This window comes from Mycolicibacter acidiphilus, assembly GCF_018455725.1.
Taxonomy (GTDB): Bacteria; Actinomycetota; Actinomycetes; order Mycobacteriales; family Mycobacteriaceae; genus Mycobacterium; species Mycobacterium acidiphilum.
On the sequence record NZ_JAHCLR010000027.1, the window covers coordinates 60,379 to 84,915 of the forward strand.

Below are 24,537 nucleotides of genomic sequence, written 5' to 3' on the forward strand. Positions count from 1 at the left end.
TCCTCACATCCGGAAGACGCCGAAGTTCGACGTCCCCTCAATCGGGCCGCTGGCGATGGCGGACAAACACATTCCGAGCACGGTGCGGGTGTCGCGCGGGTCGATCACCCCGTCGTCGTAGAGCATCCCGGACAGGAACGTCGGTAGCGACTCGGCTTCGATCTGCGCCTCGATCGCCGCCCGCAGCGCGGCGTCGGCGGCCTCGTCGACCGCCTGACCGCGTGCTTCCGCCGCGGCCCGACTGACGATCGAGATGACCCCGGCCAGCTGCGCGCCGCCCATCACCGCGGACTTCGCGCTCGGCCAGGCGAACAGGAACCGCGGGTCGTAGGCCCGCCCGCACATGCCGTAGTGCCCGGCGCCGTAGGAGGCGCCGATCAGCAGCGAGATGTGCGGCACCGTCGAGTTGGAGACGGCGTTGATCATCATCGAGCCGTGTTTGATCATCCCGCCTTCCTCGTACGCCTTGCCGACCATGTAGCCGGTGGTGTTGTGCAGGAACAGCAGTGGGGTGTTGGAGCGGTTCGCCAGCTGGATGAACTGAGTGGCCTTCTGCGCCTCCTCGCTGAACAGCACGCCGCGGGCGTTGGCCAGGATCCCGATCGGGTAGCCGTGCAGCCGTGCCCAACCGGTGATCAGCGACGAGCCGTACATGCCTTTGAACTCGTCGAACTCGGAACCGTCGACGATGCGGGCGATCACCTCGCGCGGGTCGAACGGGATGCGCAGGTCGGCCGGGACGATCCCGATCAGCTCCTCCGCGGAGTACCGCGGCTCGATCACCGGCGAAGGCGTCGGGCCCTTTTTGACCCAGTTCAGCCGGGCCACGATGCGGCGCCCGATCCGGATCGCGTCGAGTTCGTCGGCGGCGAAGTAGTCGGCCAGACCCGAAGTGCGGGCGTGCATCTCGGCGCCGCCCAGCGACTCGTCGTCGGACTCCTCACCGGTCGCCATCTTCACCAGCGGCGGGCCGGCCAGGAACACCTTGGAGCGTTCCTTGATCATCACCACGTGATCGGACATGCCGGGCACGTACGCCCCGCCCGCGGTCGAATTGCCGAACACCAGCGCGATCGTCGGGATGCCGGCCGCCGACAGTCGGGTCAGGTCGCGGAACATCTGCCCGCCCGGGATGAACACCTCTTTCTGGGTGGGCAGGTCGGCACCGCCGGACTCCACCAGCGAGATCACCGGTAGCCGGTTCTCGAACGCTATCTGGTTGGCCCGCAGGATCTTCCGCAGCGTCCACGGGTTGGAGGTGCCGCCCTTCACCGTGGGATCGTTGGCGACGATCATGGCTTCGACGCCTTCGACCACACCGATCCCGGTGACCAGGCTGGCCCCGACCTGGAACTGGCTGCCCCACGCGGCCAGCGGGCACAACTCCAGGAACGGCGAATCCGGGTCGACGAGCGCCTCGATGCGTTCCCGGGCGGTGAGCTTGCCGCGGGCGTGGTGGCGCTCAACGTATTTCGGTCCGCCGCCGGCTAGCGCCTTGGCGAGTTCGGTGTCGAGTTCGGTGAGCTTCTCGGTCAGCGCCGCCTCCGCCTCCCGATAGGCGGACGAGGCCGGGTCGAGGGTGGAGCGCAGGGCGGTCATGCCTGATACCCCAGCACCTTGGCGGCCAGCGACGTGAGGATCTCGGTGGTGCCGCCGCCGATGCCGATGATCCGCATGTCACGGTACTGCCGCTCCACCTCGGACTCGGTCATGTAGCCCATCCCGCCGAACAGCTGCACCGCCTGATTGGCCACCCACTCACCGGCTTCCACCGCAGTGTTCTTGGCGAAGCACACCTCGGCGATCAGGTTCTGCTCGCCGGTCTGCTGCCGCTCGACGACGTGACGGGTGTACACCCGGGCCACGTCGATCCGGCGGGCCATCTCGGCGAGGGTGTTCTGCACGGCCTGCCGGGAGATCAGTGGCCGGCCGAACGTCTCCCGGTCCCGGCACCATGCCAGCGTCAGGTCCAGGCAGCGCTGGGCGCTGGCGTAGGCCTGGGCGGCCAGCCCGACCCGCTCGGAGACGAACGCCGCGGCGATCTGCGCGAAGCCGGTGTTCTCGACGCCGACCAGGTTCGCCACCGGCACCCTTGCGTCGACGTAGGACAGCTCCGCGGTGTCCGAGGACCGCCAGCCCATCTTGTCCAGTTTGCGGCTGACCGTGAACCCCGGCGTGCCGCTCTCCACGACCAGCAGCGACACCCCCGCCGCGCCCGGTCCGCCGGTGCGCACCGCGGTGACCACGTAGTCGGCGCGCACCGCGGAGGTGATGAAGGTCTTGGCGCCGTTGACCACGTAATGGTCGCCGTCCCGCACCGCGGTGGTGCGCAGGTGCCCGACGTCGGAGCCGCCGCCGGGCTCGGTGATCGCCAGCGAACCGATCTTCTCGCCGGCCAGCGTCGGGCGCACGAACTCCTCGATCAGCCGCCGGTCGCCGGAGGCGATCATGTGCGGCACCGAGATGCCGCAGGTGAACAGCGACGCGAAGACCCCGCCGGGCGCACCGGACTGATGCATCTCCTCGCAGATCACCACCGCGTCGGCGGGGTCGCCGCCGCCACCGCCGACCGCCTCGGGGAAGCCCGCACCGAGCAGGCCCGCGTCGGCGGCCTTGCGGTGCAGTTCGCGGGGGAGATCTCCGGTGCGCTCCCACTCGTCGATGTTCGGGGCGATCTCCCGCTCGACGAAGGCCCGCACGGTCTTGCGCAGATCCTCGCGTTCGGGGGTGGTCCAGATGCTCACAGCAGTACCTCCGGGATCTCCATGTGACGGCTGCGCAACCATTCGCCCAGCCCCTTGGCTTGTGGATCGAACCGGGCCTGGGACGCCACGCCCTGGCCGAGAATGCCTTCGACGACGAAGTTCACCGCGCGCAGGTTGGGCAGCAGATGCCGGGTGACCGGCAGGTCGGCGGTCTCGGGAAGAAGCGCCCGCAGCGTCTCGACGGTCAGAGTGTGGGCCAGCCATCGCCACTGGTCGTCGGTGCGCACCCAGACCCCGATGTTGGCCGAGCCGCCCTTGTCGCCGCTGCGGGCGCCGGCGATCAGCCCCAGCGGGACCCGCCGGGTCGGGCCGGCCGGCAGGCGGTCCGGGAGCTCCGGCGAGGCGGCCGGTGCCAGCGCCAGGGTGTCGGCGGCCGGCGCGATATCGGTGCGAGTGCCGTCGGCGTGCACCGCGACGTGCGGCACCTGCGCGGCGTCGACGTAGCCCGGGGTGAACACCCCGTAGACCTGGCCCGCGGCCGGCGGGGCGGTGACGCAGAAACCGGGGTAGCTGGCCAGCGCCAGCTCGATCGCCGGTGCGGTGAACGGCCGCCCGACCTTGGCCGGGTCCGGATCGCGGACGGCGCAGTGCAGCAGGGCGCTGGCCGTCTCCTCGGTGTCGGCGTCCGGGCGGTCGGTGCGGGCCAGCGTCCACACCAGCTCGGCGGGCCGGACGGTCAGGGCCGCTTCCAGTTGCGCCTGGATCAGTGCGGCCTTGGCCTCGATGTCCAGCCCGGTCAGCACGAACGTGAACGCGTTGCGGAAGCCGCCGATCGAGTTCAGCGAGACCTTGTAGGTCGGCGGTGGCGCCTCCCCGGTCACCCCGGTGATCCGCACCCGGTCGGGCCCGTCGGCGGTCAGCTCGGCGCTGTCCATCCGGGCGGTGACGTCCGGGTTGGCGTACCGGGCCCCGGTCACCTCGTAGAGCAGCTGCGCGGTGACGGTGTCGACGCTGACCAGGCCTCCGGTGCCGGCGTGCTTGGTGATCACCGAGGACCCGTCGGCGTGGATCTCGGCGAGCGGGAAGCCGGGATGCATCAGCTGCTCGGTCGGGATCTCGGTGAAGAAGGCGTAGTTGCCGCCGCTGGCCTGGATGCCGCATTCGATGACGTGTCCGGCGACCACCGCCCCGGCCAGCCGGTCGTAGTCGGTGCGTCCCCAGCCGAAGTGCGCGGCCGCCGGGCCGACGATCACCGACGCGTCGGTGACCCGGCCGGTGACCACGACGTCGGCGCCGGTGTTGAGACAGTCGACGATCCCCCAGGCGCCCAGGTAGGCGTTGGCCGTCAGGGGGCTGCCCAGCCCGAGTTCAGCCGCCCGCGGGAGCAGGTCGTCACCTTCGACGTGCGCCACCCGCGTGGGCACGCCGAGCCGCTCGGCCAGCGCCCGCACCGCGGTGGCCAGGCCCGCCGGGTTGAGCCCGCCGGCGTTCGCAACGATCCGCACACCCTTGTCGTGCGCCAGCCCGAGGCACTCCTCGAGCTGGGTCAGGAACGTCTTGGCGTAGCCGCGGTCCGGGTTCTTCATCCGGTCCCGGCCCAGGATCAGCATGGTGAGTTCGGCCAGGTAGTCGCCGGTGAGATAGTCCAGTTCGCCGTCGGTGAGCATCTCGCGCATCGCCGCGTGGCGGTCACCGTAGAACCCTGAGCAGTTGCCGATCCGAACGGCTGCCGTCACCTGTAACCCCAATCACTCAACCAACCGGTAGGTTAGTAGATACCGTTGGTACCGCGTCAAGCGGAGGGGAGGCTGCGGCCCCGATTTTGGAACCGGCACTGATCACCGGCTATCCTGTCAGGAAGTGTCGCCGCTGGCAGGCTTGCGGCAAAACCCCTGACTGAGGAGAGACTCGACCATGGCCGTGCCGAAACGCCGGATGTCGCGTTCGAACACCCGCAGCCGCCGGGCGCAGTGGAAGGCCGAGGCCACCGGCCTGGTCAACGTCACCGTCGCCGGCCGCGCACACAAGGTGCCCCGGCGCCTGCTCAAGGCCGCCCGCCTGGGCCTCGTCGACCTGGACCGTCGCTGAAAAACAGCCCGACACGACCGGCGCCTGACGTCCCAGACCGCTCACCGATGATTGGATAGCACTCATGGCTACCCGGGTACTGGTTGTTGACGACGATCGCGCTGTGCGCGAGTCACTGCGCCGATCACTGTCCTTCAACGGTTACTCGGTCTCCCTGGCGACCGACGGCGTCGAGGCGCTGGAGGCGATCACCAGTGACCGCCCCGACGCGATGATCCTGGACGTCATGATGCCGCGGCTGGACGGTCTGGAGGTCTGTCGGCAGCTGCGCAGCACCGGTGACGACCTGCCGATCCTGGTGCTGACCGCCCGCGACTCGGTCTCCGAGCGGGTCGCCGGCCTGGACGCGGGCGCCGACGACTACCTGCCGAAGCCGTTCGCGCTGGAGGAGTTGCTGGCGCGGATGCGCGCTCTGCTGCGCCGCACCACCGCCGAGGAGCTGTCCGAGTCGGTCGCGATGAGCTTCGAGGACCTGACGCTGGACCCGGTGACCCGCGAGGTCACCCGTGGCGAGCGGCAGATCAGCCTGACCCGCACCGAGTTCGCGCTGCTGGAGATGCTGATCGCCAACCCGCGCCGGGTGCTGACCCGCAGCCGGATCCTCGAGGAGGTGTGGGGCTTCGACTTCCCGACCTCGGGCAACGCGCTGGAGGTCTACATCGGGTACCTGCGCCGCAAGACTGAAGCCGAAGGGGAGCCGCGGCTGATCTACACCGTGCGCGGGGTAGGTTACGTGCTTCGCGAGACACCTCCCTGATGCAGCTGTTCCGCCGGGGGGAAGGTGACCCGGCACCGAACACATCACTGTCGCTGCGCTGGCGCGTGATGCTGATGGCCATGTCGATGGTGGCGATGGTCGTCGTCCTGATGTCGGTCGCCGTGTACGCGGTGATCTCCCGGGCGCTCTACAACGACATCGACAATCAGCTGCAGAGCCGCACCGAGATGCTGATCGCCAGCGGTTCGCTGGCCGCCGACCCGCGCAAGGCCATCGAGGGCACCGCCTACTCCGACGTCAACGCGATGCTGGTCAACCCCGGCCGGTCGATCTACACGGCCAACCAGCCCGGGCAGCGGCTGCCGGTCGGTCAGCAGGAGAAGGCCGTCATCCGCGGCGAACTGTTCCTGTCCCGCCGCACCGCGGCCGGCCAGCGGGTGCTCGCCGTGCACCTGCCCAACGGCAGCACCCTGCTGATCTCCAAGAGCCTGGCACCGACCCGGGCAGTCACGATGAAGCTGCGCTGGGTGCTGCTGGTCGTCGGCGGTGTCGGGGTGGTGGTCGCGGCGGTGGCCGGCGGGATGGTCACCCGCGCCGGGCTGCGACCGGTGGGCCGGCTGACCGAGGCTGCCGAACGCGTGGCGCGCACCGACGACCTGCGCCCGATCCCGGTCTACGGCAGCGACGAACTGGCCCGGCTCACCGAGGCGTTCAACGCGATGCTGCGGGCGCTGGCCGAGTCCCGGGAGAGACAGGCGCGGCTGGTCGCCGACGCCGGACACGAACTGAAGACCCCACTGACCTCGCTGCGCACCAACGTGGAGTTGCTGATGGCTTCCGCGGCGCCCGGCGCGCCGGACATCCCCGAAGAGGAGATGGCGGAGTTGCGCGCCGACGCGATCGGCCAGATCGAGGAGCTGTCCACGCTGGTCGGCGACCTGGTCGACCTCACCCGCGACGAGCAGCGCGAGGCGGTATACGAGCAGATCGACCTCACCGAGATCGTCGACCGCAGCATGGAACGGGTCCGGCGCCGCCGCAACGACATCGACTTCGACATCCAGGTGGTGCCCTGGCACGTGTACGGCGATGCCGCCGGCCTGTCCCGGGCGGTGCTGAACATGCTCGACAACGCCGCCAAGTGGAGCCCGTCGGGCGGGGTCGTCGGGCTGCGGATGCGGCAGGTCGACCCGTCGCACGTCGAGATGGTGGTCTCCGATGAGGGGCCCGGCATCCCGGAGCACGAGCGGGAGTTGGTGTTCGAACGGTTCTTCCGGTCGGATCAGGCGCGGGCGATGCCCGGATCGGGTCTGGGCCTGGCGATCGTCAAGCAGGTGGTGCTCAAGCACGGCGGGACGATCAGCGTCGAGGAGACCGTCCCCGGCGGCGACCCGCCGGGCACCTCGATCCGGATGGTGCTGCCGGGCGGCCCGGTGGTCGCGGGTGACCCGGGTGACGCCGGAACCGGGCGGCAGAAGACGGTCACAGCCGGTTCTCAGTCCACGTAGGCATGGTGGGGAGGCGGCCGTCGCCGCCCTGAGTTTCACAAGGGGAGTAACCAGCACGATGACGAATTACCCGGGATACCCGTCGTCCCAGCAGCCCGAGGGGCCCGGCCAGGCTCGGGCGCAGGAGCCGGGCCAGTACCCGCCTGCGGGCTACCCGGGCCAGGGGCCGCAGCCGTCGTACCCGCACCCCTACGACTGGCGGTACGCCCAGCAGCCCGCCTACCGCCCGGGCTACGACGGCTATGACGGCCTCCGCCCCGGTTTTCCGGGTGTCGTTCCGCAGCCGCCCGGGCAGGGCCGCCCGGGGCTCGGCGCGCTGGCGCTGGGGGCGGTGGCGATCGCCGTCCTGTCGGGCGGGATCGGCGGGGCCGTGGGGTCGTCGATGCACGGCGGCAGCTCGTCGTCCACCGCCCGCGCCCACGCGTCGCGGGCCGCCGCCAACCTGCCCGACGGTTCGATCGAGAAGGTCGCAGCGAAGGTGGTGCCCAGCGTCGTCATGCTGGAGACCGACCTGGGCCGGCAGTCCGAGGAGGGCTCCGGCATCATCCTGTCCGACGACGGGATGATCCTGACCAACAACCATGTCGTCTCCGCCGCCGGCAAGGCCGACCCGGCGAAGCCGGCGCCGAAGACCATGGTGACGTTCGCCGACGGCCGGACGTCCTCGTTCTCCGTCGTCGGGACCGACCCGGCCAGCGACATCGCCGTCGTCCGCGTCGAGGGCGTGTCCGACCTGGTGCCGATCACCCTCGGCCGGTCCGCGGACCTGCGGGTCGGCCAGCCGGTGGTGGCGATCGGCTCGCCGCTGGGCCTGGAGGGCACGGTGACCAGCGGCATCGTCAGCTCGCTGAACCGGCCGGTGTCGACCAGCGGCGAAGCCGGCAACCAGAACACCGTGCTCGACGCCATCCAGACCGACGCGGCCATCAACCCGGGCAACTCCGGTGGCGCGCTGGTCGACATGAACGGTGACCTGGTCGGGATCAACTCGGCGATCGCCACCATGGGCGGCGACTCCGCCGAAGCGCAGAGCGGGTCGATCGGCCTCGGTTTCGCCATCCCGATCGACCAGGCCAAACGGATCGCCGACGAACTGATCAACTCGCCGGATCACACGGCGTCGCGCGCCTCGCTCGGTGTCCGGGTCACCAGTGAGCGCAGCCTGCACGGCGCCAAGGTGGTCGAGGTGGTGCCCGGTGAGGCGGCGTCGAAGGCCGGCCTGCCGGAGGGGTCGGTCGTGACCGCGTTCGACAAGCGCCCGATCGCCAGCGCCGACGCCCTGGTCGCCGCGGTCCGCTCCAAGGCACCCGGCGACGACGTCACCCTGACCTTCCTGGATCCCTCCGGCGCCTCCAAGACCATGCAGGTCAAATTGGGTAGGGCGCAGCAATAACGGGACTAGTCGGTGCGGGGTCGGGCGTCGGTTATACGGTTGCAGCCATGGAACAGCCCCCAGAACTCGCCGGACGCGCCCTCGTCGTCGTCGTCGACGACCGCACCGCCCACGGCGACGAGGACCACAGCGGACCACTGGTCACCGAGTTGCTGGGTGAGGGCGGGTTCATGGTCGACGCGGTGATCGCGGTGGAGGCCGACGAGGTGGAGATCCGCAACGCGCTGAACATGGCCGTGATCGGCGGGGTGGACCTGGTGGTGTCGGTGGGCGGCACTGGTGTGACCCCGCGCGACGTCACCCCGGAGGCCACCCGGGACATCCTCGACCGGGAGGTGCTCGGCATCGCCGAGGCACTGCGGGCCTCCGGCCTGTCCGCCGGGATCTCCGACGCCGGCCTGTCGCGCGGGCTGGCCGGGATCTCCGGCAGCACGCTGGTGGTGAACCTGCCCGGTTCCCGTGCGGCGCTGCGGGACGGCATGGCGACGCTGAATCCGCTGGCCGCGGCGATCATCGGTGAACTGTCCCGGCTGGAGATCTGAGGCTGCGATGCCCGGTCTGGAGGACCGCCGGGAATCGTCCGACGAACGCGACCCGGACGAGGCCCGCGAGGCCGCGGAGCGCGAGGAGTGGCTGCGGGACAACGTCCCGCCGCATCACGGTTGAGAACCGGGTTCATAACGACCGGCCCCATAGCGGCTGTGACGTGGCTATCTTTCCGATGGGCGGTGTAGCGCCGCTCATTGGAATCCTCACCGAGAAGGAGCCACGGCATGCTCAAGGGATTCAAGAATTTCATGATGCGCGACGACGTCATCACGGTCGCCATCGGTCTGGTTGTCGCGCTGGCCTTCTCCAACCTGGTCAAGGCGTTCACCGACAGCATCATCAACCCGCTCGTCGCCGCGCTGCAGCCGGACACCGGCGGGCTCGGACTGGGCTACCAGTTGAGCTCGGCGTGCAGTGGCGTCGACGAATGCAAAGCGACGTTCGTCGACTACGGCGCGCTGATCTCCGCGATCATCTACTTCATCGTCTTCATGGCCACCGTCTACTTCCTGATCGTGCTGCCGTACAAGCACATTCAGGCGCGACGCGGCACGACGGTGTTCGGCGACCCCGCACCGACCAAGACCTGCGAGGAGTGCAAGTCCGAGATCGCGGTCGACGCGCGTAAGTGCAAGTTCTGCACGAGCCTGCAGGCCGCCTGACCGGGCTCACCGCAGGGTAAGCGTCACCGTCTGACCGAGGGCGGCGCCGGCCACCGCGACAGCCGCGGTGGCCGGCAGCGCCACCAGCACGACCCGGTCATCGGCGCCGCGATCCCCGCGGGCGGAGACCAGCACCACCACGGCACCGGTCGCCACGATCCGGGGCGCGCTGAGCGGGTCCGCGGCCGGATCGGTCGAGGCCGCCGCCACGATGTCGACGACGTCGCCGGGATGCACCAGGTCGGTCAGGGCGGCGTCGGCCGGATGCACCCCTACGATGCGGGCGTCCGGCCCGGCGGCCGCCTCGGTCAGCCGCGGCCCCAGCAGCCGGACGTCGGTGAGCACTTCGCCGCGCCGCGCCGGGCCGGCCAGGGTGCTGCCCACCGCCGCCGTCACCGTGGTGGCGCCGTCGGGAACCGTGTCCGCGGAACGGCTTTCGAGCGCGACGTCGCCGGTGGTCAGTGCCGTGCCGGGGCGCATGTCACGGGTGAGGACCGCCACGTCGACGTGGTGACCGTGCGGATCGGGGCGGATCGCGGCGACACCGGCCAGCACCACCAGGGCGCTGGCCGCGACCCGGCGGGCTCGTACCGTGCGGGTCCAGTCCGGGCGCAGGGCCAGCATGAGCCGGGTCAGCGCCGTCGGGTTGAGCGAGTCGCCCATGCCGGCACGTTAACCGGCCGGCGCCGCGGGAATGTCCGGATGAATGCCGGGCTGTGGATAACCGGTCAGGCGGTCGCGGAGGCGGCCTTGGCCGGCTCGCTCTTGGCGGTGGCGGGCGCCGCCTTCTCGGTGGATGCCGGCTTCTCGCTCGACGTGCTGCCGGAGTCAGTCGACGCGGCGGGCTTGGCGGAGCTGCTGCCGTTGGACGACGACTTGCCCGCCTCGCGGCTGTCGGTCCGGTAGAAGCCGCTGCCCTTGAACACCACGCCGACCTTGCCGAAGATCTTGCGGAGGCGGCCGTCGCACTTGTCGCAGGTGGTCAGTGCGTCGTCGGTGAAGGCCTGCACCACGTCGAAGCGGTTGTCGCACTCCGTGCACGCGTAGCTGTAGGTGGGCACAGAAAACCTCCGTGAATCGGCCAATCGGGTTAGCACTCTACCGTGTTAAGTGCTAGAACCGCCATTTGGCCCGGGGCATTCCAGCGGAACCAGCCCGCGGCCGGGGGTCAGTGCGTGCGTCATCGGCACGTCGTGCGGCTCGACCGGCAACTCGTCGACCAGCTCTGCGTCCCGGACCACGGCGACCAGCCGTGCCCGCGGCGCCCGCAGTGCCAGTGAGCGGTCATAGTAGCCGGCGCCGCGGCCCAATCGCCCGCCGCGACGGTCGACGGCCAGGGCGGGCACCACCACCAGGTCCGCGTCCGCCAGCGCGGCGGGCGGCAGCAGCGGCGGCGCGGGTTCGAGCAGCCCGAACCGGGCGGTCACCAGTTGTCCTGACCGGTACTCGCCCCACGCCAGCGGCTCGGGGGTGCCGTCGTCACCGGTGCGCACCACCGGCAGCAGCACCCGCGCGCCGCGGCGCAGCAGGACGTCGAGCAGGTCCAGGCCGCCCGGCTCGGCGCCCACCGGCACATAGGCGCAGACCGTGCTGCCCGGCGACACCAGGTGTTCCAGGGCGTTTTCCAGTGCGTTGGCCAGGGCGCGGGCCTCGGCGTCGCGCACGTCGTCGCCGGCCGCGCGCCGGGCCGCCAGCAGCCGGGCCCGCAGTGCGGACTTGGTTTCGATCGCGGGACGCCGGGTCACGCCCTCCACCCTGTCAGCAGCCGCCGCGCCACCGCCAGGGGCGTGTACGTGAGCCGCTAGCCGTTATCGTGTGAGCAATGTCCATGTTGTCAAGGCCGAAGGTTGCGATTCCGCGCACTGCCATAGTGCCTGCGGCCGGTCTGGGCACCCGCTTCCTGCCGGCGACGAAAACCGTGCCCAAAGAGCTATTGCCGGTTGTCGACACCCCGGGGATCGAACTGGTCGCCGCCGAGGCCGCCGAAGCCGGCGCCGAACGGCTGGTGATCATCACCTCGGAGGGCAAGGACGGTGTCGTCGCGCACTTCGTCGAGGATCTGGTGCTGGAGGGCACGCTGGAGGCGCGCGGCAAGAAGGCGATGCTGGCCAAAGTGCGTCGCGCGCCGGAGTTGATCAAGGTCGAGTCGGTGGTGCAGGCCGAACCGCTGGGGCTGGGACACGCGATCGGCTGCGTCGAGTCGGTGCTGTCGGCCGACGAGGACGCGGTGGCGGTGCTGCTCCCCGACGACCTGGTGCTGCCCACCGGGGTGCTGGAGACGATGTCGAAGGTGCGGGCCCGCTACGGCGGGTCGGTGCTGTGCGCGATCGAGGTCGGACCCGACGAGGTCAGTGCGTACGGGGTGTTCGACGTGGAGCCAGCATCCGATGCCGAGCACCCGGATGTACTGCGGGTCAACGGCATGGTGGAGAAGCCGAAGGTCGAGGATGCGCCGTCGCGGTTCGCCGCGGCCGGCCGGTACGTCCTGGACCGTGCGGTTTTCGACGCGCTGCGCCGGATCGACCGGGGCGCCGGCGGTGAGGTGCAACTCACCGACGCCATCGCGCTGCTGATCGAGGAGGGGCACCCGGTGCACGTCGTCGTGCACCGCGGGTCGCGACACGACCTGGGAAATCCGGGCGGCTACCTCAAGGCTGCGGTTGACTTTGCGTTGGACCGCGACGACTACGGTCCGGACTTGCGCCGATGGCTGGTGGCGCGGTTGGGCTTGGCCGAGGGTTAACGTCGGCCCACAGGCCCGAAGTCCCCGGAGAAAGGCGCATCGTGCGTTCGGTTGAGGAGCAGCAGGCCCGGGTTGCGGCTGCGGCGGTGGCGCCGCGGCCGGTTCGGGTGGCGATCGCCGAGGCGCAGGGCTTGATGTGCGCGGAGGAGGTCGTCGCCGAGCGGCCGATGCCCGGCTTCGATCAGGCTGCGATCGACGGCTACGCGGTGCGCAGCGTGGACGTGCTCGGCGCCGGCGCGATCGGTGAGGACCCCGACGTTCGCGAGGGGGTGGAGGCGGCGGTGACGCTGCCGGTGCTCGGCACGATCGAGGCCGGGGCGCGCACTCCGACCCGACTGCAACCGAAACTGGCCACCCGCATCCAGACCGGCGCGCCGATGCCGACCCTGGCCGATGCGGTGCTGCCACTGCGCTGGACCGACGGCGGCCAGACCCGCGTGCGCGTGCTGCGCGCGGTGCGCCCGGGCGCCTACGTGCGGCGGGTCGGCGACGACGTGCAACCCGGCGACGTCGCGGTGCGCGCCGGCACCGTCGTCGGCGCCGCCCAGGTGGGTCTGCTGGCCGCGGTCGGGCGGGAGCGGGTGCTGGTGCATCCGCGGCCCCGGCTGTCGGTGCTGGCGGTCGGCGGCGAACTGGTCGACGTCTCCCGCACCCCCGGCAACGGCCAGGTCTACGACGTGGACTCCTACGCGCTGGCGGCGGCCGGCCGGGACGCGGGCGCCGAGGTGAACCGGGTCGGCATCGTCAGCGGTGACCCGAAGAAGCTGCGCGAGGTGGTCGAGGGGCAGCTCAACCGGGCCGAGGTGGTGGTGATCGCCGGCGGTGTCGGCGGGGCCGCAGCCGACGAGGTGCGGGCGGCACTGGCCGACCTCGGCGACCTGGAGGTGGCCCGGATCGCGATGCACCCCGGTTCGGTGCAGGGTTTCGGGCAGCTCGGTCCGGACGGGGTTCCGACCTTCCTGCTGCCCACCAACCCGGTGAGCGCGCTGGTGGTGTTCGAGGTGATGGTCCGGCCGCTGATCCGGCTGTCACTGGGCAAACGCGAGCCGATGCGCCGGATTGTGTCGGCGCGGACGCTGGGCCCGATCAGCTCCAGCCCGGGCCGCAAGGGTTATCTGCGCGGTCAGCTGATGCGCGACGAGGCTACCGACGAATACCTGGTGCAGGTGCTGGACGGGGCGCCGGGCGGCTCGTCGCACCTGTTGACCTCACTGGCCGAGGCGAACTGTCTGGTGGTGGTGCCGGAGGGGGTCGAGCAGATCGACACCGGTGAGATCGTGAACGTCGCCTTCCTGGCGCAGCGCGGCTGAATCCGACGCCACATGCTGGTCAATCTGTGGCCGTTCAAGGGCGTTCAACACCCCGGCTGGCCTGCTGTGCTCGGCCCGCTGCGGGTCAGCGCCGGGGTGATCCGGCTGCGGCCGGTGCGGATGCGCGACGGCGTGCAGTGGAGCCACATCCGGCTGGCGGACCGGGCGCACCTGGAGCCGTGGGAGCCCAGCGTCGCCGTGGACTGGGTGACCCGGCATGCCGCGGCCGCCTGGCCCCCGGTCTGCTCCAGCCTGCGCACCGAGGCCCGTTACGGGCGGATGCTGCCGTTCGTCATCGAACTGGACGGGAAGTTCTGCGGGCAGCTGACCGTGGGCAACATCGCGCACGGCGCGCTGCGGTCGGCCTGGATCGGCTACTGGGTGTCCAGTGCGGTGACGGGCGGGGGAGTGGCCACCGGGGCGCTGGCGCTCGGCCTCGACCACTGCTTCGGCCCGGTCCGGCTGCACCGGGTGGAGGCGACGGTGCGCCCGGAGAACGCGCCCAGCCGCGCGGTGCTGGACAAGGTCGGCTTCCGGCAGGAGGGGCTGCTGAAGCGCTATCTCGACGTCGACGGCGCCTGGCGGGACCACCTACTGGTGGCGATGACGGTCGAGGAGCTGCACGGTTCGGTGACGTCGGCGCTGGTCCAGGCCGGCCGAGCGACCTGGGTTTGAACCGAATGTTACGGGTGTTGCAGTTGTGACTGTCGAGGCCGACGGGTAAATTACAAGAATGTAATTGGCTCGGCGCGTCGCTCGGAGTCGGGTGCGTCACAGACCTAGCCTTGGCTGGGAAAGGAGCAGGTCACCATGCCCAGCATCCCGCAATCATTGCTCTGGCTCTCGCTCGTCGTGCTCTGGCTGTTCGTCCTGGTGCCGATGCTGGTCAGCAAGCGCGACGCGGTGCGCCGCACCAGCGACGTCGCCCTGGCCACCCGAGTGCTGACCAGTGGCGCCAGTGCGCGCCTGCTCCGGCGCACCGGACCGGCGACCGGCCATCGCAGCGACCCCGACTGGAAGCACTCGGTGCGTGACGCCGACGACTCGGCCGAGGACGACCTCGACGAGCCGGCGAAGCCGATGGTGTTCGTCGCGTCCGCGGAGGGCCAGACCGAACTGGACTACCTCGACGTCGACGTCGTCGAGGAGACCCCTGCGGCGGAACCGGTCGCCGAGACCGAAACCGAGATCGAGGCGGAGATCGAGGTCGAGGTCGAGCCCCCGGCCGAGGCTTCGGTTGAGGTCGAAGTGGATCTCGACGCCGCCGATGAGGCTGAAGCCGCCGCCGACCACGAATACGAGTACGTCGACGACACCTCCGGGCTGGAGGCCGAGGCGGAACCGGTCGCCGCACCGTCTGCCGCGCCGCCGGCCGCCCGGCAGCGTCGGACCAGCGCCACGGCCGCGGCCGTCAGCGCCCGCAAGTTCGAGTTCCGCAAGCGAGTGCTGCTGGGCCTGGCCGCGGTCCTGGTGGGCTCGGCCGCCTCGGCGTTCACCGCGGTGCCGAGCGCCTGGTGGCTGTGCGCCGCGACGGCCGGGGTGACGGTGCTCTACCTGGCCTACCTGCGCAGGCAGACCCGGATCGAGCAGCAGGTGCGGGCGCGGCGGATGCGCCGCACGGAGCGCCCGCGGGCAGCCCGGGAAGACGTCCGCGACAACGCGTTCGAGGTCGTGCCGTCGCGGCTGCGCCGGCCCGGTGTCGCGGTGCTGGAGATCGACGACGAGGACCCGGTGTTCGAGCACCTGGAGTACACGTCCGCGGGCCGGGGATACGGCTGGCGGGGCGATCTGCCGCGCGCGGCCGGCCAGTAGCCTCCGGTTTCTGTCGCCGGGTGGTCGACTGGTAATCTCCTAGCGGTCAGGGGCTATAGCGCAGTTGGTAGCGCGTCTCGTTCGCATCGAGAAGGTCAGGGGTTCGATTCCCCTTAGCTCCACAGGGTTTGTGCAGGTATGCGAAGTGTTTTCCCGACTTGGTCGAGGGTTGCGTCAACCGTTCACTGGCTGACCCGTCTGCGGGGGCATTTCCATGGCGCGGTTACTGAGATCGTGTTGGTGGACTTGGCGATACGTACCGCAAGATCACTTGCGGCACAAGGGGTAGCAAGGTAACTTGCTGGTTCATGCAGGGTGACCAATCGTCGCTCGCACCGCACACCGACATGGAATCGACGTCGAAGACACCCTGCATGCCCACCGGAACACCATGTATCTCGTTGTCGGCAACGACGACATGGCCATGGCTATCGGCCCGGCACGCGATGGAACTCTCCTGGAGATCGGATTCATCCGGTCCGCCGAGGGTGAAGTCGTAATCCTGCACTCGATGCCCGCGCGCAAGAAGTTTCTGAGGTGATCGCCATGCCCCGCACTGTTGAAGAGATTCTCGCCCACGCCGACGAACTGGCCGACCGTTTCGAGTCCGATGACTTCGATGGGGAGCAGGTCAGTCCGGCTGAGTACGAACTGGTCGCCGCCGCCCGAGATCGCGCGAAGGCTGAAGCGCGGGTGGCTGCCGCCGTTGCCGCCGCACGCCGTGAAGGAACTTCCTGGGCCAAGATCGGCAGGGTGGTCGGAACGAGCGGCGAGGCGGCGCGACAGCGCTACATCTCTGCCCGCTGATCTGTGATCGTGTCGTCCGTGTTCGCGTGCCGACACGGTGAGCTGTTGTTGACACAGTCAACGCGTGTCGTTGTTTCCGCAGTTCACGAGAAGTCGTTTCAGGTGCTTCCGCATAGCGGCGATCGACTGCAGCGCATCTGGGGGTTTCATGTTTCTCGGGGGGCGTTCGGGGTGGCGGCGTAGCGTGGTTTCCCATGTGCCCTCGTCTTCGGCGTTGGGTTGCACTGGTGGCTGCGGTCGGTGCACTGCTGCTGGGCATGGCCTCGACCGCGGTTGCCGATCCCGGCGCCGTGCCTACCCCGGATCAGGTGGGGGACATATTGAATCGTGTTCTCGACCCGAACGTGGACTCAGCGGACAAGTCGGCTGTGATCACGCCCAGCCTGTCGCCGGAGGATGAGACTCAGATAGCCGCCGCCCAGCGGCGGTTGATCTTCTGGAACCGACTGCCCCTGGATTTCGTGGTCACCGACATTCAGCCCGCGCCCATCGACTACGCCGGGGCGACGGTGGCCGCCGCGAACCTGTGGGAGCTTCCGCCGACTCCGATAGTTCTGAATCGGCAAGGCGGTCAGTGGAAGGTCACCGACGACACCCTGACACCGTTGATGTACGCGATCTGGCATGCGGCCCGCGACCGCAATCGAGGATTCGCCGGGATCTGAAGCTGTTCAGCCAGCCGGCTACTCGGTGGAGGGCACCGGCTGGGAGTTCGTAGTCCAGCGCTGTTCGAGCTTGCCCAGTTTCCAGTAGCTGACGGCGCACAGCCAGGTGACGGCGAACAGCACCACGATCGCCAGGCCGGCGTTGTTCAGGCTGATCCCGCTGATCCAGGTGCTGACCGGGTCGGTCCAGTGCAGATCGTCGTGCAGCACCGTCACCAGTTCGATCGTGCCGATCAGCATGGCGACGGCGACCGACAGGCCGGTGACGGCGAAGTTGTAGTAGATCTTGCGTGCCGGATTCAGGAACGCCCAGTCGTAGGCGGCGGTCATCAGCAGCCCGTCGGCGGTGTCGGCCAGGGCCATGCCGGCGGCGAACAGCAGTGGCAGCACCAGCACCGCGTACCACGGCATGCCCGTGGCGGCGCCGCTGCCGGCCAGCGCCAGGATGGTGATCTCGGTTGCGGTGTCGAAGCCGATCCCGAACAGGGCGCCGACCGGAAACATCTGCCAGGGCCGGGTGATTCGGTGCATGATCGGGCGAAGGATGCGGGCCAGCAGACCGCGGTCGCCCAGTGCCGATTCGAGGTCTTCGTCAGCGTAGGAGCCGGCGCGCATGCGCCGGAACGCGTGGAATATCCCCACCATCGCGATGATGTTCATGATCGCGATCAGATACAGGAACAGTCCCGACGCCACGATCCCGGCCAGCCCGAGTATTCGGCGGGTCGGTGAGGCATCATCGCTGAGCGTGCCCACCGAGTGGGAACCCGCGATCACCAGCACGGCCATCAGCAGCACCAGGCTGGAATGGCCCATCGCGAACCAGAAGCCGACCGACTTGGGTTTCTGGCCGTCGCTCAACAGTTTTCGGGTGGTGTTGTCGATCGCCGCGATGTGGTCGGCATCGAATCCATGCCGCAGACCGAACAGATAGGCGGTGACCCCGAGTCCGATGCCGAACGCCTCGGTGCCGGCGTGGTAGTCGCGAGGCGCTATCACCAGCACGAGGGTGCCGAATCCGACGAGGTGCATGACCGCGATCACACCCAGCAGCACGGCGATGTCGATACGGTCGCGGCGGTCGAAGACGGCAGTCAGGCCGCGGATGCCGCCACGGACTGGATCGGGTGCCGGGTCGGAGACGGTGACTTCCATGCAGCGGCATCCTCTCTCTGGGTGCTTATGCGTCGAGGGGCGGCCTGGGCCGGATTCCCCTGCTGCTGACAGTAACTCCGGTGTGAGCGGCCGGTGCCGTCGCCCAAGGCGGACGACGGCACCGGCGCGAGTCGGGCGAGCTAGGAGTTGATGTCGCGAGCGACGAATTCTTCGAGGTCGAAGAGGTTGTCCCCGGCGCGTTCGGCCACGTTGAGCAGCGTCGTCATCACCGCTTCCTCTTCGCGCTGCTCCTCCAGGAACCACCACATGAACTGCTCATCGAGGTGGTCGCCGTCCTCGCGTGCCGCGGTCGTCAGCGCACTCACCTGCTTGGTGACGGTGCGCTCCAGGTCGAGGGTCAGCGCGAGCGCATGCCGGGGGGTGTCGAACCGGTTGCGAACCTCATCGGTTCCCGGGATCGTGACCGCGTAGTCACGGTCGATGAAGTACTTGACGATCTTCATCGCGTGCTCGCGTTCCTCGGCGGCATGCCGGTAGAAGAATTCCGCCAACTGCGGCAGGTCGTCGTTGTCGAAATACGCAGCGATCGCAGTGTATTGCTGCACCGCGGTGAATTCGTGTCGGATTTGTTCCTGGAGCAGTTGGTGAAATTTCGTGTCAGGGGTGTTGTTTTTGGTCATGGAGGGCACGTTAATGCAGGTCAATCCGTGTCGCAACGAAGGTGATACTCATTCAAGAAAGGCTTTGCAAAGTAAACTTAGGCTCCATTGACAGGGGTGTTCTGATGCATTTTTGTTGCTGAAAGGGAAGCCTCTATTAAATAAGCTGAGGCTCACCGCTGCGGCATTTCCGCAGGCCGGCCCGGTCGGGACGGCGTCCGCCGGGCCTCTCCGGTCGCCGTTGCTCGCATCCCGCCCGCGCCGTCGGTGAACGCTCGGTGAACGGCGTGCCAATGGAATGAAATCGGTTGCTCGCCAACAGGTCCGGGTATTCTGCCAAGTTTCTGTGGGCGTTCGTCTCGATTTGACCGGGGTCCTCCGGGGCTGAAACGATCCAACCGAAAAGCGCCTCGCTAGGTGAGGCTCCTGCACGGACACAGGCCACTGACCCCAAACGTCGAAAGACGCCTCGGGTCAGGACAGCTCCTCCCGGCTTAAGGGTTGAGCCCAAGTGGCTACCGGCTTCGGCCGGACTACGCCGTGTGGTGCCGAAGCTCTGACGAGAGGGGTGCGTCGGGTGGCCGTCGGCTGCCCGATCCTCCCCGCGCGCGTCCGGTTGACATCCGCGTGTGTCCAGGCGGCAAGGAGGTGAGAACGCAATTGAGTCCCAACGGCGATAGTTCGCATGCCGAGCCGATGACTGTTCCGTTCCACCGTGGCCGTCGAACAGTCTGAATCGGCTTCCCCGAAAACACTTCTCACACACCCCGCTGCGCCATGCGTCGGGGTGCTGTCCAGCCTGCGCGGACGCTGCGCCCAGCGTGGATCCGCCCACCCCGAAAGGGAATTCAGATGTCCTTTGTCACCACCCAGCCCGAACTGATGGCGGCGGCCGCCGGCAACCTGGCTGGTATCGGCTCCACCGTCGCCGCGCGCGACACCGCGGCCGCGGCCTCGATCACCGCCGTGCTTCCCGCTGCGGCAGACCAGGTTTCGGTCCTGACGGCCGCGCAGTTCGCCGCGTACGGGCACCTCTACCAGACGCTCAGCGCCCAGGCGGACACCATCCTGGAACTGTTCACCAGCGCGTTGCGCGGCGCCGCGGGCTCGTACGCGATGACCGAAGACGCCAACGTCGCCCTCGCCGGCTGATCCGTCGTAAACGACATGCTGGATTTCGGGGCACTGCCCCCGGAGATCAACTCCGGGCTGCTGTACGTCGGCGCCGGGGCTGCCCCGCTGACCGAGGCCGCGGCGAGTTGGGCCGCGCTGGCTGAGGAACTGGGCTCGGCTGCGGACGCGTGCGCCGCGGCGCTGTCGGGGCTGACCGGCGGCGCCTGGCAGGGGGAGTCGTCAGCGTCGATGACGGCCGCGGCGACCCGGTACGCCGGTTGGATGCGGACCACCGCCGGCCAGGCCGCCCACGCGGCCGGGCAGGCGGCGGCCGCTGCCACCGCCTATCAGACGGCGCTGGCGGCCATCGTGCCGCCGCCGGCGATCGCCGCGAACCGGGCCCGGCTGGCGAACCTGCTCGCCACGAATGTGCTGGGGCAGAACGCAGCCGGGATCGCGGCGACCGACGGCGAATACACCCAGATGTGGGCGCAGGACGCGGCCGCCATGTACCGCTACGCCGGGGAGTCGGCCGCCGCGGCCACCCTCACACCGCTGAGCACGCCACCGCCGGCCACCACCGCCGACGCGCAGGCCGGGCAGGCCGCTGCGACCACCCAGGCGACCGTCGCCGCGGCCGGCAGCGACCCCACCAACCTGACCCAGGTGCTGGGACAGCTGTCCGGCGCGCTGCAGGCGCTCACCTCGCCGTCGCTGGACGGGGCGAACATCTTTAGCCCGGCCAACGGGGCATCCAACGCCGGACTGTCGGGCCTGCTGAACATGCTGAGCGGGCGCAGCAATTCGGCTCTCGGGGATCTGCTGAACGCATTCTTCGGCAACAGCGTGTTCTCCTCGGGCTGGTGGAACCCGACCGGTGTGTTCAACGTGTTCAACTCGTTCGACTACCTGCTGATCTACGCCGCGCAGGACGCCGCCGCCGCGCAGGCCGCCGAGAGCGGACTGGGTGCGCTGGGACCGATGGTCTCGCAGATCAGCGACGTCACGCCCGTGCCGCCGACGACAGCACCCGGTGCGCACCCCGTCGGCCCCGGCCAGGTCAGCGCCGAGACCGGCAAAGCCACCCTGGTGCGGTCGTTGGCCGTGCCGCCGAAGTGGGCGGCGCTGGTGGCTCCGACGGCGGGTGCGACCGCCGCATTGGCCGGATCGACCGCAGCACCAATGAGTTTCGGCGCCGGGCCGACGATGCTGCCCGGTGCACCGATGCCCGGTGCGGTCCGCGGCAAGAGTCGCTACGCCCGTCGCTATGGGTTCCGTCCGACCGTCACGTCCCGCCCGCCGGCCGGCGGCTGACGCCGAACCCGCTGAGTCCCTGACTTCCGATCCGATCCGAGGAGGCGCCGCCGTGAGCGCACTGAATTTCGGGGCGCTGCCCCCTGAGGTCAACTCCGGCCTGATGTACGCCGGTGCGGGTGTCAGCCCGCTGGTCGCAGCCGCGACGGCCTGGGCGGATCTCGCTGCCGAACTCGGCGCCGCCGCGACCGCGTGCGGTGATGTGCTGTCCGGGCTGACCGCCGACTGGTACGGACCCGCCGCCGCGTCGATGACCGCGGCCGCCGCCCCGTACACGGCCTGGATGCGGGCCACTGCCGGTCACGCCGCCCACGCCGCGGGTCAGGCCGCGGCCGCCGCCGGCGCTTACGAGGCAGCGTTCGCCGCGACGGTGCCGCCGCCGGTGATCGCCGAGAACCGCACCCGGTTGGCGACGCTGATCGCCACGAACCTGCTGGGGCAGAACACCCCGGCGATCGCGGCCACCGAGGCCGCCTACGCCCAGATGTGGGCGCAGGATGCCGCGGCGATGTACCGCTACGCCGGCGACGCGGCGGTCGCGACCACCCTCAAGCCGTTGAGCACACCCCCGACGACCACCACCGCGTCGGCGTCGGCCGGTCAGACGGCGGCCTCGGCGCAGGCCACCGCGTCGGCGTCGGCGGCCACCCCCACCAACATGTCGCAACTGCTGGGTGCGCTGCCCAACGCGCTGCAGGCGATGGGGCTGAACATCACCGCACCCGGTTCGGGCAACTCCTCGCTCGGTCTCGATGAACTGTTCAACCTGCTCTCCGGATCCAATGGGGCGACACCGTTCTCGAGTTTCATGAACTCGACCCTGGTGAACTCCGCCATCGCGGGTGCGCCCTACAGTCCGGCGTTCATCGGGCAGGTCGTCGGCGACATGAGCGCGCTGGAAACCGTGCTGGGCCGGACCATGGCGCCGGTGGCGACAGCGGGCCCGACCTCCGCGGCCACTCCGCTGACCGCCGGGACCGGCACCCTGGTCAGCGCGGCGCCGGCCGCGTCGGCGGCGAGCGCGGGCGTCACCGCCGAAGTCGGCAAAGCCAGCCTGGTCCGGGCGCTGTCGGTGCCGCCCGCCTGGACGTCGCCGACCGGGCCGGTGGCAGCCGTCCCCGCGCCGCCGGTGCCGACGATCGCGGCGCCGTCGGTCGTGACGCCCAGCCCCGTGATCACCTCCGCCCTGCCCGGCGCGGCCGCGTCGACCGCATCGCGCATGGTGGACAAGGCCGAGGACGAGGAGGAGGACGGCCCGGTCTACGGCAGCCCCACCCGAGCGCTGATGCGCACGCCGGCCGGCGGATAACGAGTTGTCCGTGCGGTGTGCGTTCTGTTTTTGTTGAGCGGGTGCACACCGAGATGGACCTCGTCGCCGCCCGCGCGGCAGCGCTGCCGTCGGCGCGGCGACGGTTCATGGGCGCCGGGGCGATGGGGTTCCTGGCGTTCGGGGTGTGGGCGCCGTTGGCGCTGGTCTTCTACACCGTGTACCGCGGGTTCTCGGTCGCCGGCACCGGCGCCGCGCTGACGGTGGGGGCGGGCGCCGCGGCGGTGCTGTCGATCCGCCCGGCGGGGGTGCTGTCCGACCGGATCGGGCCGCTGCGCGCCCAGAGCCTCGGGGCGGTGCTGCAGGCGATCGGGGCGGCGCTCACCGCGGCCCCGGTGCATTCGCTGGCGCTGCCGGCGGTGGTGGCGTTCATCGGCGGGGCCGGCAACAACATCTTCTTCACCGCCGACACCGAGGGGATCCGCCGTGTCTCCGCCGATACCGAGCAGTGCGATCGGATGTTCGCGCAGATGGCGTCGGCCCGGCTGGTCAGCTTCGGGCTGGGGGCCGGGTTCGGCGGCCTGGTGCTGATGTTCGAGCGGCGGCACCCGTGGCTGTGGGTGGCCGGCGTCGAATCCTGCGCCGTCGTCCTGATCGCGGTGGCCGTGGTCTTCTGGACGCTCCGGCACGTCGACGACACCTGGATTCCCTACGGCGACACCGAGAAATGCGACGACGACCCGCCGTCGTACGCCTCGGTGCTGGCCGAGACGCCGTTCATGGTGTTCGTGTTCGGTCAGTTCGGGGTGGCGCTGGTGACGATGGGCCTGGACAGCGTGCTGGCGCTGTACGTCCTGGCGGTCGGGCTGCCGCGCTGGTCGGTGCCGCTGTCCACCGCGGTCGCCTGCGCGGTCGCGGCGGCGGTCCCACTGGTCGTGCACCGACTGGCGAAGCGTTTCGGCAGCGTGCCGATGCTGATGGTGGCCGCTCTCGCCGGCGCCGCTGCGTTCGTCGGCTACTACCTGTCCGGCGCGGTCGGTCTGACGGCGGGCGTGGTGGTGCTGACCGTGGCGTCCGGCCTGTTCGGGGCGGCGGACGGGACGGGTGCGGCGCTGGGCACCGCCGTGGCGCTGTCGTTCGCGCCCCGGCATCTGTCCGGCCGGCACGCCTCGATCCACTCGGCGTCCTGGTCGGTGGGCGGGGTGCTGGCCCCGATGGCGTACACGACGCTGTTCGCCGGCCACGCCTCAGCGCCGTGGCTGTTCTCGGCGGGGTTGATGTTGCTGACGTTCACTGCCTACGCGTGGGTGCGACGGCTGGTGGTCTGAGCCCGGGCTATCCGGTCCGCGTTCGTACCCGCCGATGCCGGGTACTGTCGGATTCAGCATGTGAAAATATTTTCAATTCACGGATATTGCTGCTAGCGTCGGTCTGCAAGCGGGCCGGGCATGCGGCCACCGGGCATGGCGCTCGTGGGGGCGACAGAGGAGAGTGTGATGACGGTAGCGGCGATTCCGGGTCTCGAGCACGCGCCGACCAAGCATCGGGAACTGCTGGCCTGGGTCCAGGAGGTCGCTGAGCTCACCCAGCCCGACCGGGTGGAGTGGTCCAACGGCACCGACGGCGAGTGGGATCGCCTGATGGCCGAGATGATGGTTGCCGGCACCGTCGTCAAGCTCGACGACGCGAAGAAGCCGAACTCCTACCTGGCCGTGTCGGACCCCGCGGACGTCGCGCGCGTCGAGTCCCGCACGTTCATCTGCAGCGCGGACCCCGACGACGCCGGTCCGACGAACAACTGGGTGGACCCGATCGAGATGCGGGCCATCATGACCGAGCTGTACCGCGGCTGCATGCGCGGGCGCACCATGTACGTCATCCCGTTCTGCATGGGCCCGCTCGGCGCCGAGGACCCGAAGCTGGGCATCGAGATCACCGACTCGCCGTATGTGGTTGCGTCGATGAAGATCATGACCCGGATGGGTACCGCCGCGCTGGAGAAGATCGGCGAGGACGGCGCGTTCGTGAAGGGCCTGCACTCAGTGGGGGCGCCGTTGCAGCCCGGCCAGAAGGACGTGCCGTGGCCGTGCAACACCGAGAAGTACATC

General features: G+C 69.8%; 24 protein-coding genes, 1 tRNA gene, 2 pseudogenes and 1 riboswitch. Of the genes and pseudogenes, 19 read left to right on the forward strand and 8 right to left on the reverse strand.

Going from position 1 to position 24,537, the window contains the following annotated elements:
• Positions 1–3: 3 nt before the first annotated feature.
• The 3 genes from KIH27_RS13670 to KIH27_RS13680 are packed head-to-tail and all read right to left on the reverse strand — an operon-like array spanning position 4 to position 4,441.
• Positions 4–1,599 (reverse strand): acyl-CoA carboxylase subunit beta, encoded by a 1,596-nt coding sequence (locus tag KIH27_RS13670; RefSeq protein ID WP_214093500.1) that lies wholly within the window; start codon positions 1,597–1,599, stop codon positions 4–6.
• Positions 1,596–2,744 carry an acyl-CoA dehydrogenase family protein gene (locus KIH27_RS13675; RefSeq protein WP_214093501.1) on the reverse strand — a complete coding sequence of 383 codons (1,149 nt, stop codon included), beginning with the start codon at positions 2,742–2,744 and terminating at the stop codon, positions 1,596–1,598. The genes KIH27_RS13670 and KIH27_RS13675 overlap by 4 nt, the downstream gene beginning before the upstream one ends.
• A complete protein-coding gene (locus tag KIH27_RS13680; RefSeq protein WP_214093502.1) occupies positions 2,741–4,441 on the reverse strand; it encodes an acyclic terpene utilization AtuA family protein in 1,701 nt (566 codons plus the stop codon). Before KIH27_RS13680 ends, KIH27_RS13675 begins: the two co-directional genes overlap by 4 nt.
• 178 nt (positions 4,442–4,619) lie before the next feature.
• Between KIH27_RS13680 and rpmF the strand changes: the two genes are divergently transcribed.
• The 6 genes from rpmF (at position 4,620) to KIH27_RS13710 (ending at position 9,623) form a co-directional block, all read left to right on the forward strand.
• Entirely contained in the window at positions 4,620–4,793 is a 174-nt protein-coding gene (gene rpmF, locus KIH27_RS13685) for a 50S ribosomal protein L32 (protein WP_214093503.1), read from the forward strand.
• Positions 4,794–4,857: 64 nt separating this feature from the next.
• Positions 4,858–5,550 (forward strand): response regulator transcription factor, encoded by a 693-nt coding sequence (locus KIH27_RS13690; RefSeq protein ID WP_214093504.1) that lies wholly within the window; start codon positions 4,858–4,860, stop codon positions 5,548–5,550.
• Entirely contained in the window at positions 5,550–7,019 is a 1,470-nt protein-coding gene (locus tag KIH27_RS13695) for a HAMP domain-containing sensor histidine kinase (RefSeq protein WP_214093505.1), read from the forward strand. The genes KIH27_RS13690 and KIH27_RS13695 overlap by 1 nt, the downstream gene beginning before the upstream one ends.
• Positions 7,020–7,077: 58 nt before the next feature.
• Positions 7,078–8,412, forward strand: a complete 1,335-nt coding sequence (locus KIH27_RS13700) for a S1C family serine protease (RefSeq protein WP_214093506.1) — start codon at positions 7,078–7,080, stop codon at positions 8,410–8,412.
• A 47-nt stretch (positions 8,413–8,459) separates the two neighbouring features.
• Positions 8,460–8,954 (forward strand): MogA/MoaB family molybdenum cofactor biosynthesis protein, encoded by a 495-nt coding sequence (locus KIH27_RS13705; protein ID WP_214093507.1) that lies wholly within the window; start codon positions 8,460–8,462, stop codon positions 8,952–8,954.
• Between the two features lie 231 nt (positions 8,955–9,185).
• On the forward strand, positions 9,186–9,623 hold the full coding sequence (locus tag KIH27_RS13710) for a large conductance mechanosensitive channel protein MscL (protein WP_214093508.1): 438 nt from the start codon (positions 9,186–9,188) through the stop codon (positions 9,621–9,623).
• 6 nt (positions 9,624–9,629) lie between these two features.
• On the opposite strand, the gene KIH27_RS13715 is transcribed toward KIH27_RS13710, so the two are convergent.
• The 3 genes from KIH27_RS13715 to KIH27_RS13725 form a co-directional block, all read right to left on the reverse strand.
• A complete protein-coding gene (locus tag KIH27_RS13715) occupies positions 9,630–10,286 on the reverse strand; it encodes an SAF domain-containing protein (protein WP_214093509.1) in 657 nt (218 codons plus the stop codon).
• A 65-nt stretch (positions 10,287–10,351) separates the two neighbouring features.
• Positions 10,352–10,684 (reverse strand): FmdB family zinc ribbon protein, encoded by a 333-nt coding sequence (locus tag KIH27_RS13720; protein WP_214093510.1) that lies wholly within the window; start codon positions 10,682–10,684, stop codon positions 10,352–10,354.
• Positions 10,685–10,729: 45 nt separating this feature from the next.
• Complete coding sequence (locus tag KIH27_RS13725) at positions 10,730–11,368, reverse strand: 5-formyltetrahydrofolate cyclo-ligase (RefSeq protein WP_214093511.1); 639 nt, start codon at positions 11,366–11,368, stop codon at positions 10,730–10,732.
• Between the two features lie 86 nt (positions 11,369–11,454).
• Between KIH27_RS13725 and KIH27_RS13730 the strand changes: the two genes are divergently transcribed.
• The 7 genes from KIH27_RS13730 (at position 11,455) to KIH27_RS13760 (ending at position 16,960) form a co-directional block, all read left to right on the forward strand.
• Positions 11,455–12,366 (forward strand): UTP--glucose-1-phosphate uridylyltransferase, encoded by a 912-nt coding sequence (locus KIH27_RS13730; RefSeq protein WP_214093527.1) that lies wholly within the window; start codon positions 11,455–11,457, stop codon positions 12,364–12,366.
• A gap of 41 nt (positions 12,367–12,407) precedes the next feature.
• Complete coding sequence (glp, locus tag KIH27_RS13735; protein ID WP_214093512.1) at positions 12,408–13,676, forward strand: molybdotransferase-like divisome protein Glp; 1,269 nt, start codon at positions 12,408–12,410, stop codon at positions 13,674–13,676.
• Between the two features lie 12 nt (positions 13,677–13,688).
• Positions 13,689–14,351 (forward strand): GNAT family N-acetyltransferase, encoded by a 663-nt coding sequence (locus KIH27_RS13740; RefSeq protein ID WP_214093513.1) that lies wholly within the window; start codon positions 13,689–13,691, stop codon positions 14,349–14,351.
• Between the two features lie 135 nt (positions 14,352–14,486).
• Positions 14,487–15,488, forward strand: coding sequence for a divisome protein SepX/GlpR (gene sepX, locus KIH27_RS13745; protein WP_214093514.1), 1,002 nt, complete (start codon positions 14,487–14,489; stop codon positions 15,486–15,488).
• Positions 15,489–15,537: 49 nt separating this feature from the next.
• Positions 15,538–15,610 (forward strand) — tRNA-Ala (locus KIH27_RS13750).
• A 424-nt stretch (positions 15,611–16,034) separates the two neighbouring features.
• Positions 16,035–16,295: a hypothetical protein gene (locus KIH27_RS13755; protein ID WP_214093528.1), complete on the forward strand. Its 261-nt coding sequence runs from the start codon at positions 16,035–16,037 to the stop codon at positions 16,293–16,295.
• Between the two features lie 227 nt (positions 16,296–16,522).
• Complete coding sequence (locus tag KIH27_RS13760) at positions 16,523–16,960, forward strand: MTB12 C-terminal domain-containing protein (RefSeq protein WP_214093515.1); 438 nt, start codon at positions 16,523–16,525, stop codon at positions 16,958–16,960.
• A gap of 18 nt (positions 16,961–16,978) precedes the next feature.
• Here KIH27_RS13760 and nicT read toward each other — a convergent pair whose 3' ends face one another.
• Both nicT and KIH27_RS13770 read right to left on the reverse strand, forming a co-directional pair.
• Entirely contained in the window at positions 16,979–18,115 is a 1,137-nt protein-coding gene (nicT, locus tag KIH27_RS13765; protein ID WP_214093516.1) for a Nickel transporter NicT, read from the reverse strand.
• A 140-nt stretch (positions 18,116–18,255) separates the two neighbouring features.
• Positions 18,256–18,756: a ferritin gene (locus tag KIH27_RS13770; protein ID WP_214093517.1), complete on the reverse strand. Its 501-nt coding sequence runs from the start codon at positions 18,754–18,756 to the stop codon at positions 18,256–18,258.
• A gap of 381 nt (positions 18,757–19,137) precedes the next feature.
• A riboswitch (M-box (ykoK) riboswitch) is annotated at positions 19,138–19,310 on the forward strand.
• Positions 19,311–19,587: 277 nt separating this feature from the next.
• On the opposite strand from KIH27_RS13770, the gene KIH27_RS13775 reads away from it, so the two are divergent.
• The 6 genes and pseudogenes from KIH27_RS13775 to KIH27_RS13795 all read left to right on the forward strand — a co-directional run.
• Positions 19,588–19,887, forward strand: a complete 300-nt coding sequence (locus KIH27_RS13775; protein ID WP_214093518.1) for a PE family protein — start codon at positions 19,588–19,590, stop codon at positions 19,885–19,887.
• A gap of 15 nt (positions 19,888–19,902) precedes the next feature.
• A pseudogene (locus KIH27_RS23295) lies at positions 19,903–20,388 on the forward strand (PPE family protein); the annotation flags it as partial.
• A gap of 564 nt (positions 20,389–20,952) precedes the next feature.
• Positions 20,953–21,162 (forward strand): PPE family protein, SVP subgroup, encoded by a 210-nt coding sequence (locus KIH27_RS23300; protein ID WP_372451382.1) that lies wholly within the window; start codon positions 20,953–20,955, stop codon positions 21,160–21,162.
• A gap of 52 nt (positions 21,163–21,214) precedes the next feature.
• On the forward strand, positions 21,215–22,471 hold the full coding sequence (locus tag KIH27_RS13785) for a PPE family protein (protein WP_214093520.1): 1,257 nt from the start codon (positions 21,215–21,217) through the stop codon (positions 22,469–22,471).
• 41 nt (positions 22,472–22,512) lie between these two features.
• Positions 22,513–23,757 carry an MFS transporter gene (locus KIH27_RS13790; RefSeq protein WP_214093521.1) on the forward strand — a complete coding sequence of 415 codons (1,245 nt, stop codon included), beginning with the start codon at positions 22,513–22,515 and terminating at the stop codon, positions 23,755–23,757.
• A 168-nt stretch (positions 23,758–23,925) separates the two neighbouring features.
• A pseudogene (locus KIH27_RS13795) lies at positions 23,926–24,537 on the forward strand (phosphoenolpyruvate carboxykinase (GTP)); the annotation flags it as partial.

What these genes read in the sequence shown, in the direction of transcription:
- KIH27_RS13670 (WP_214093500.1), bottom strand. Translation starts at nt 1,599, where the DNA reads ATGACCGCCCTGCGCTCCACCCTCGACCCGGCCTCGTCCGCCTATCGG.
- rpmF (WP_214093503.1), top strand. Translation starts at nt 4,620, where the DNA reads ATGGCCGTGCCGAAACGCCGGATGTCGCGTTCGAACACCCGCAGCCGC.
- KIH27_RS13690 (WP_214093504.1), top strand. Translation starts at nt 4,858, where the DNA reads ATGGCTACCCGGGTACTGGTTGTTGACGACGATCGCGCTGTGCGCGAG.
- KIH27_RS13695 (WP_214093505.1), top strand. Translation starts at nt 5,550, where the DNA reads ATGCAGCTGTTCCGCCGGGGGGAAGGTGACCCGGCACCGAACACATCA.
- KIH27_RS13700 (WP_214093506.1), top strand. Translation starts at nt 7,078, where the DNA reads ATGACGAATTACCCGGGATACCCGTCGTCCCAGCAGCCCGAGGGGCCC.
- KIH27_RS13705 (WP_214093507.1), top strand. Translation starts at nt 8,460, where the DNA reads ATGGAACAGCCCCCAGAACTCGCCGGACGCGCCCTCGTCGTCGTCGTC.
- KIH27_RS13710 (WP_214093508.1), top strand. Translation starts at nt 9,186, where the DNA reads ATGCTCAAGGGATTCAAGAATTTCATGATGCGCGACGACGTCATCACG.
- KIH27_RS13715 (WP_214093509.1), bottom strand. Translation starts at nt 10,286, where the DNA reads ATGGGCGACTCGCTCAACCCGACGGCGCTGACCCGGCTCATGCTGGCC.
- KIH27_RS13740 (WP_214093513.1), top strand. Translation starts at nt 13,689, where the DNA reads ATGCTGGTCAATCTGTGGCCGTTCAAGGGCGTTCAACACCCCGGCTGG.
- sepX (WP_214093514.1), top strand. Translation starts at nt 14,487, where the DNA reads ATGCCCAGCATCCCGCAATCATTGCTCTGGCTCTCGCTCGTCGTGCTC.
- KIH27_RS13755 (WP_214093528.1), top strand. Translation starts at nt 16,035, where the DNA reads ATGCCCCGCACTGTTGAAGAGATTCTCGCCCACGCCGACGAACTGGCC.
- nicT (WP_214093516.1), bottom strand. Translation starts at nt 18,115, where the DNA reads ATGGAAGTCACCGTCTCCGACCCGGCACCCGATCCAGTCCGTGGCGGC.
- KIH27_RS13770 (WP_214093517.1), bottom strand. Translation starts at nt 18,756, where the DNA reads ATGACCAAAAACAACACCCCTGACACGAAATTTCACCAACTGCTCCAG.
- KIH27_RS13775 (WP_214093518.1), top strand. Translation starts at nt 19,588, where the DNA reads ATGTCCTTTGTCACCACCCAGCCCGAACTGATGGCGGCGGCCGCCGGC.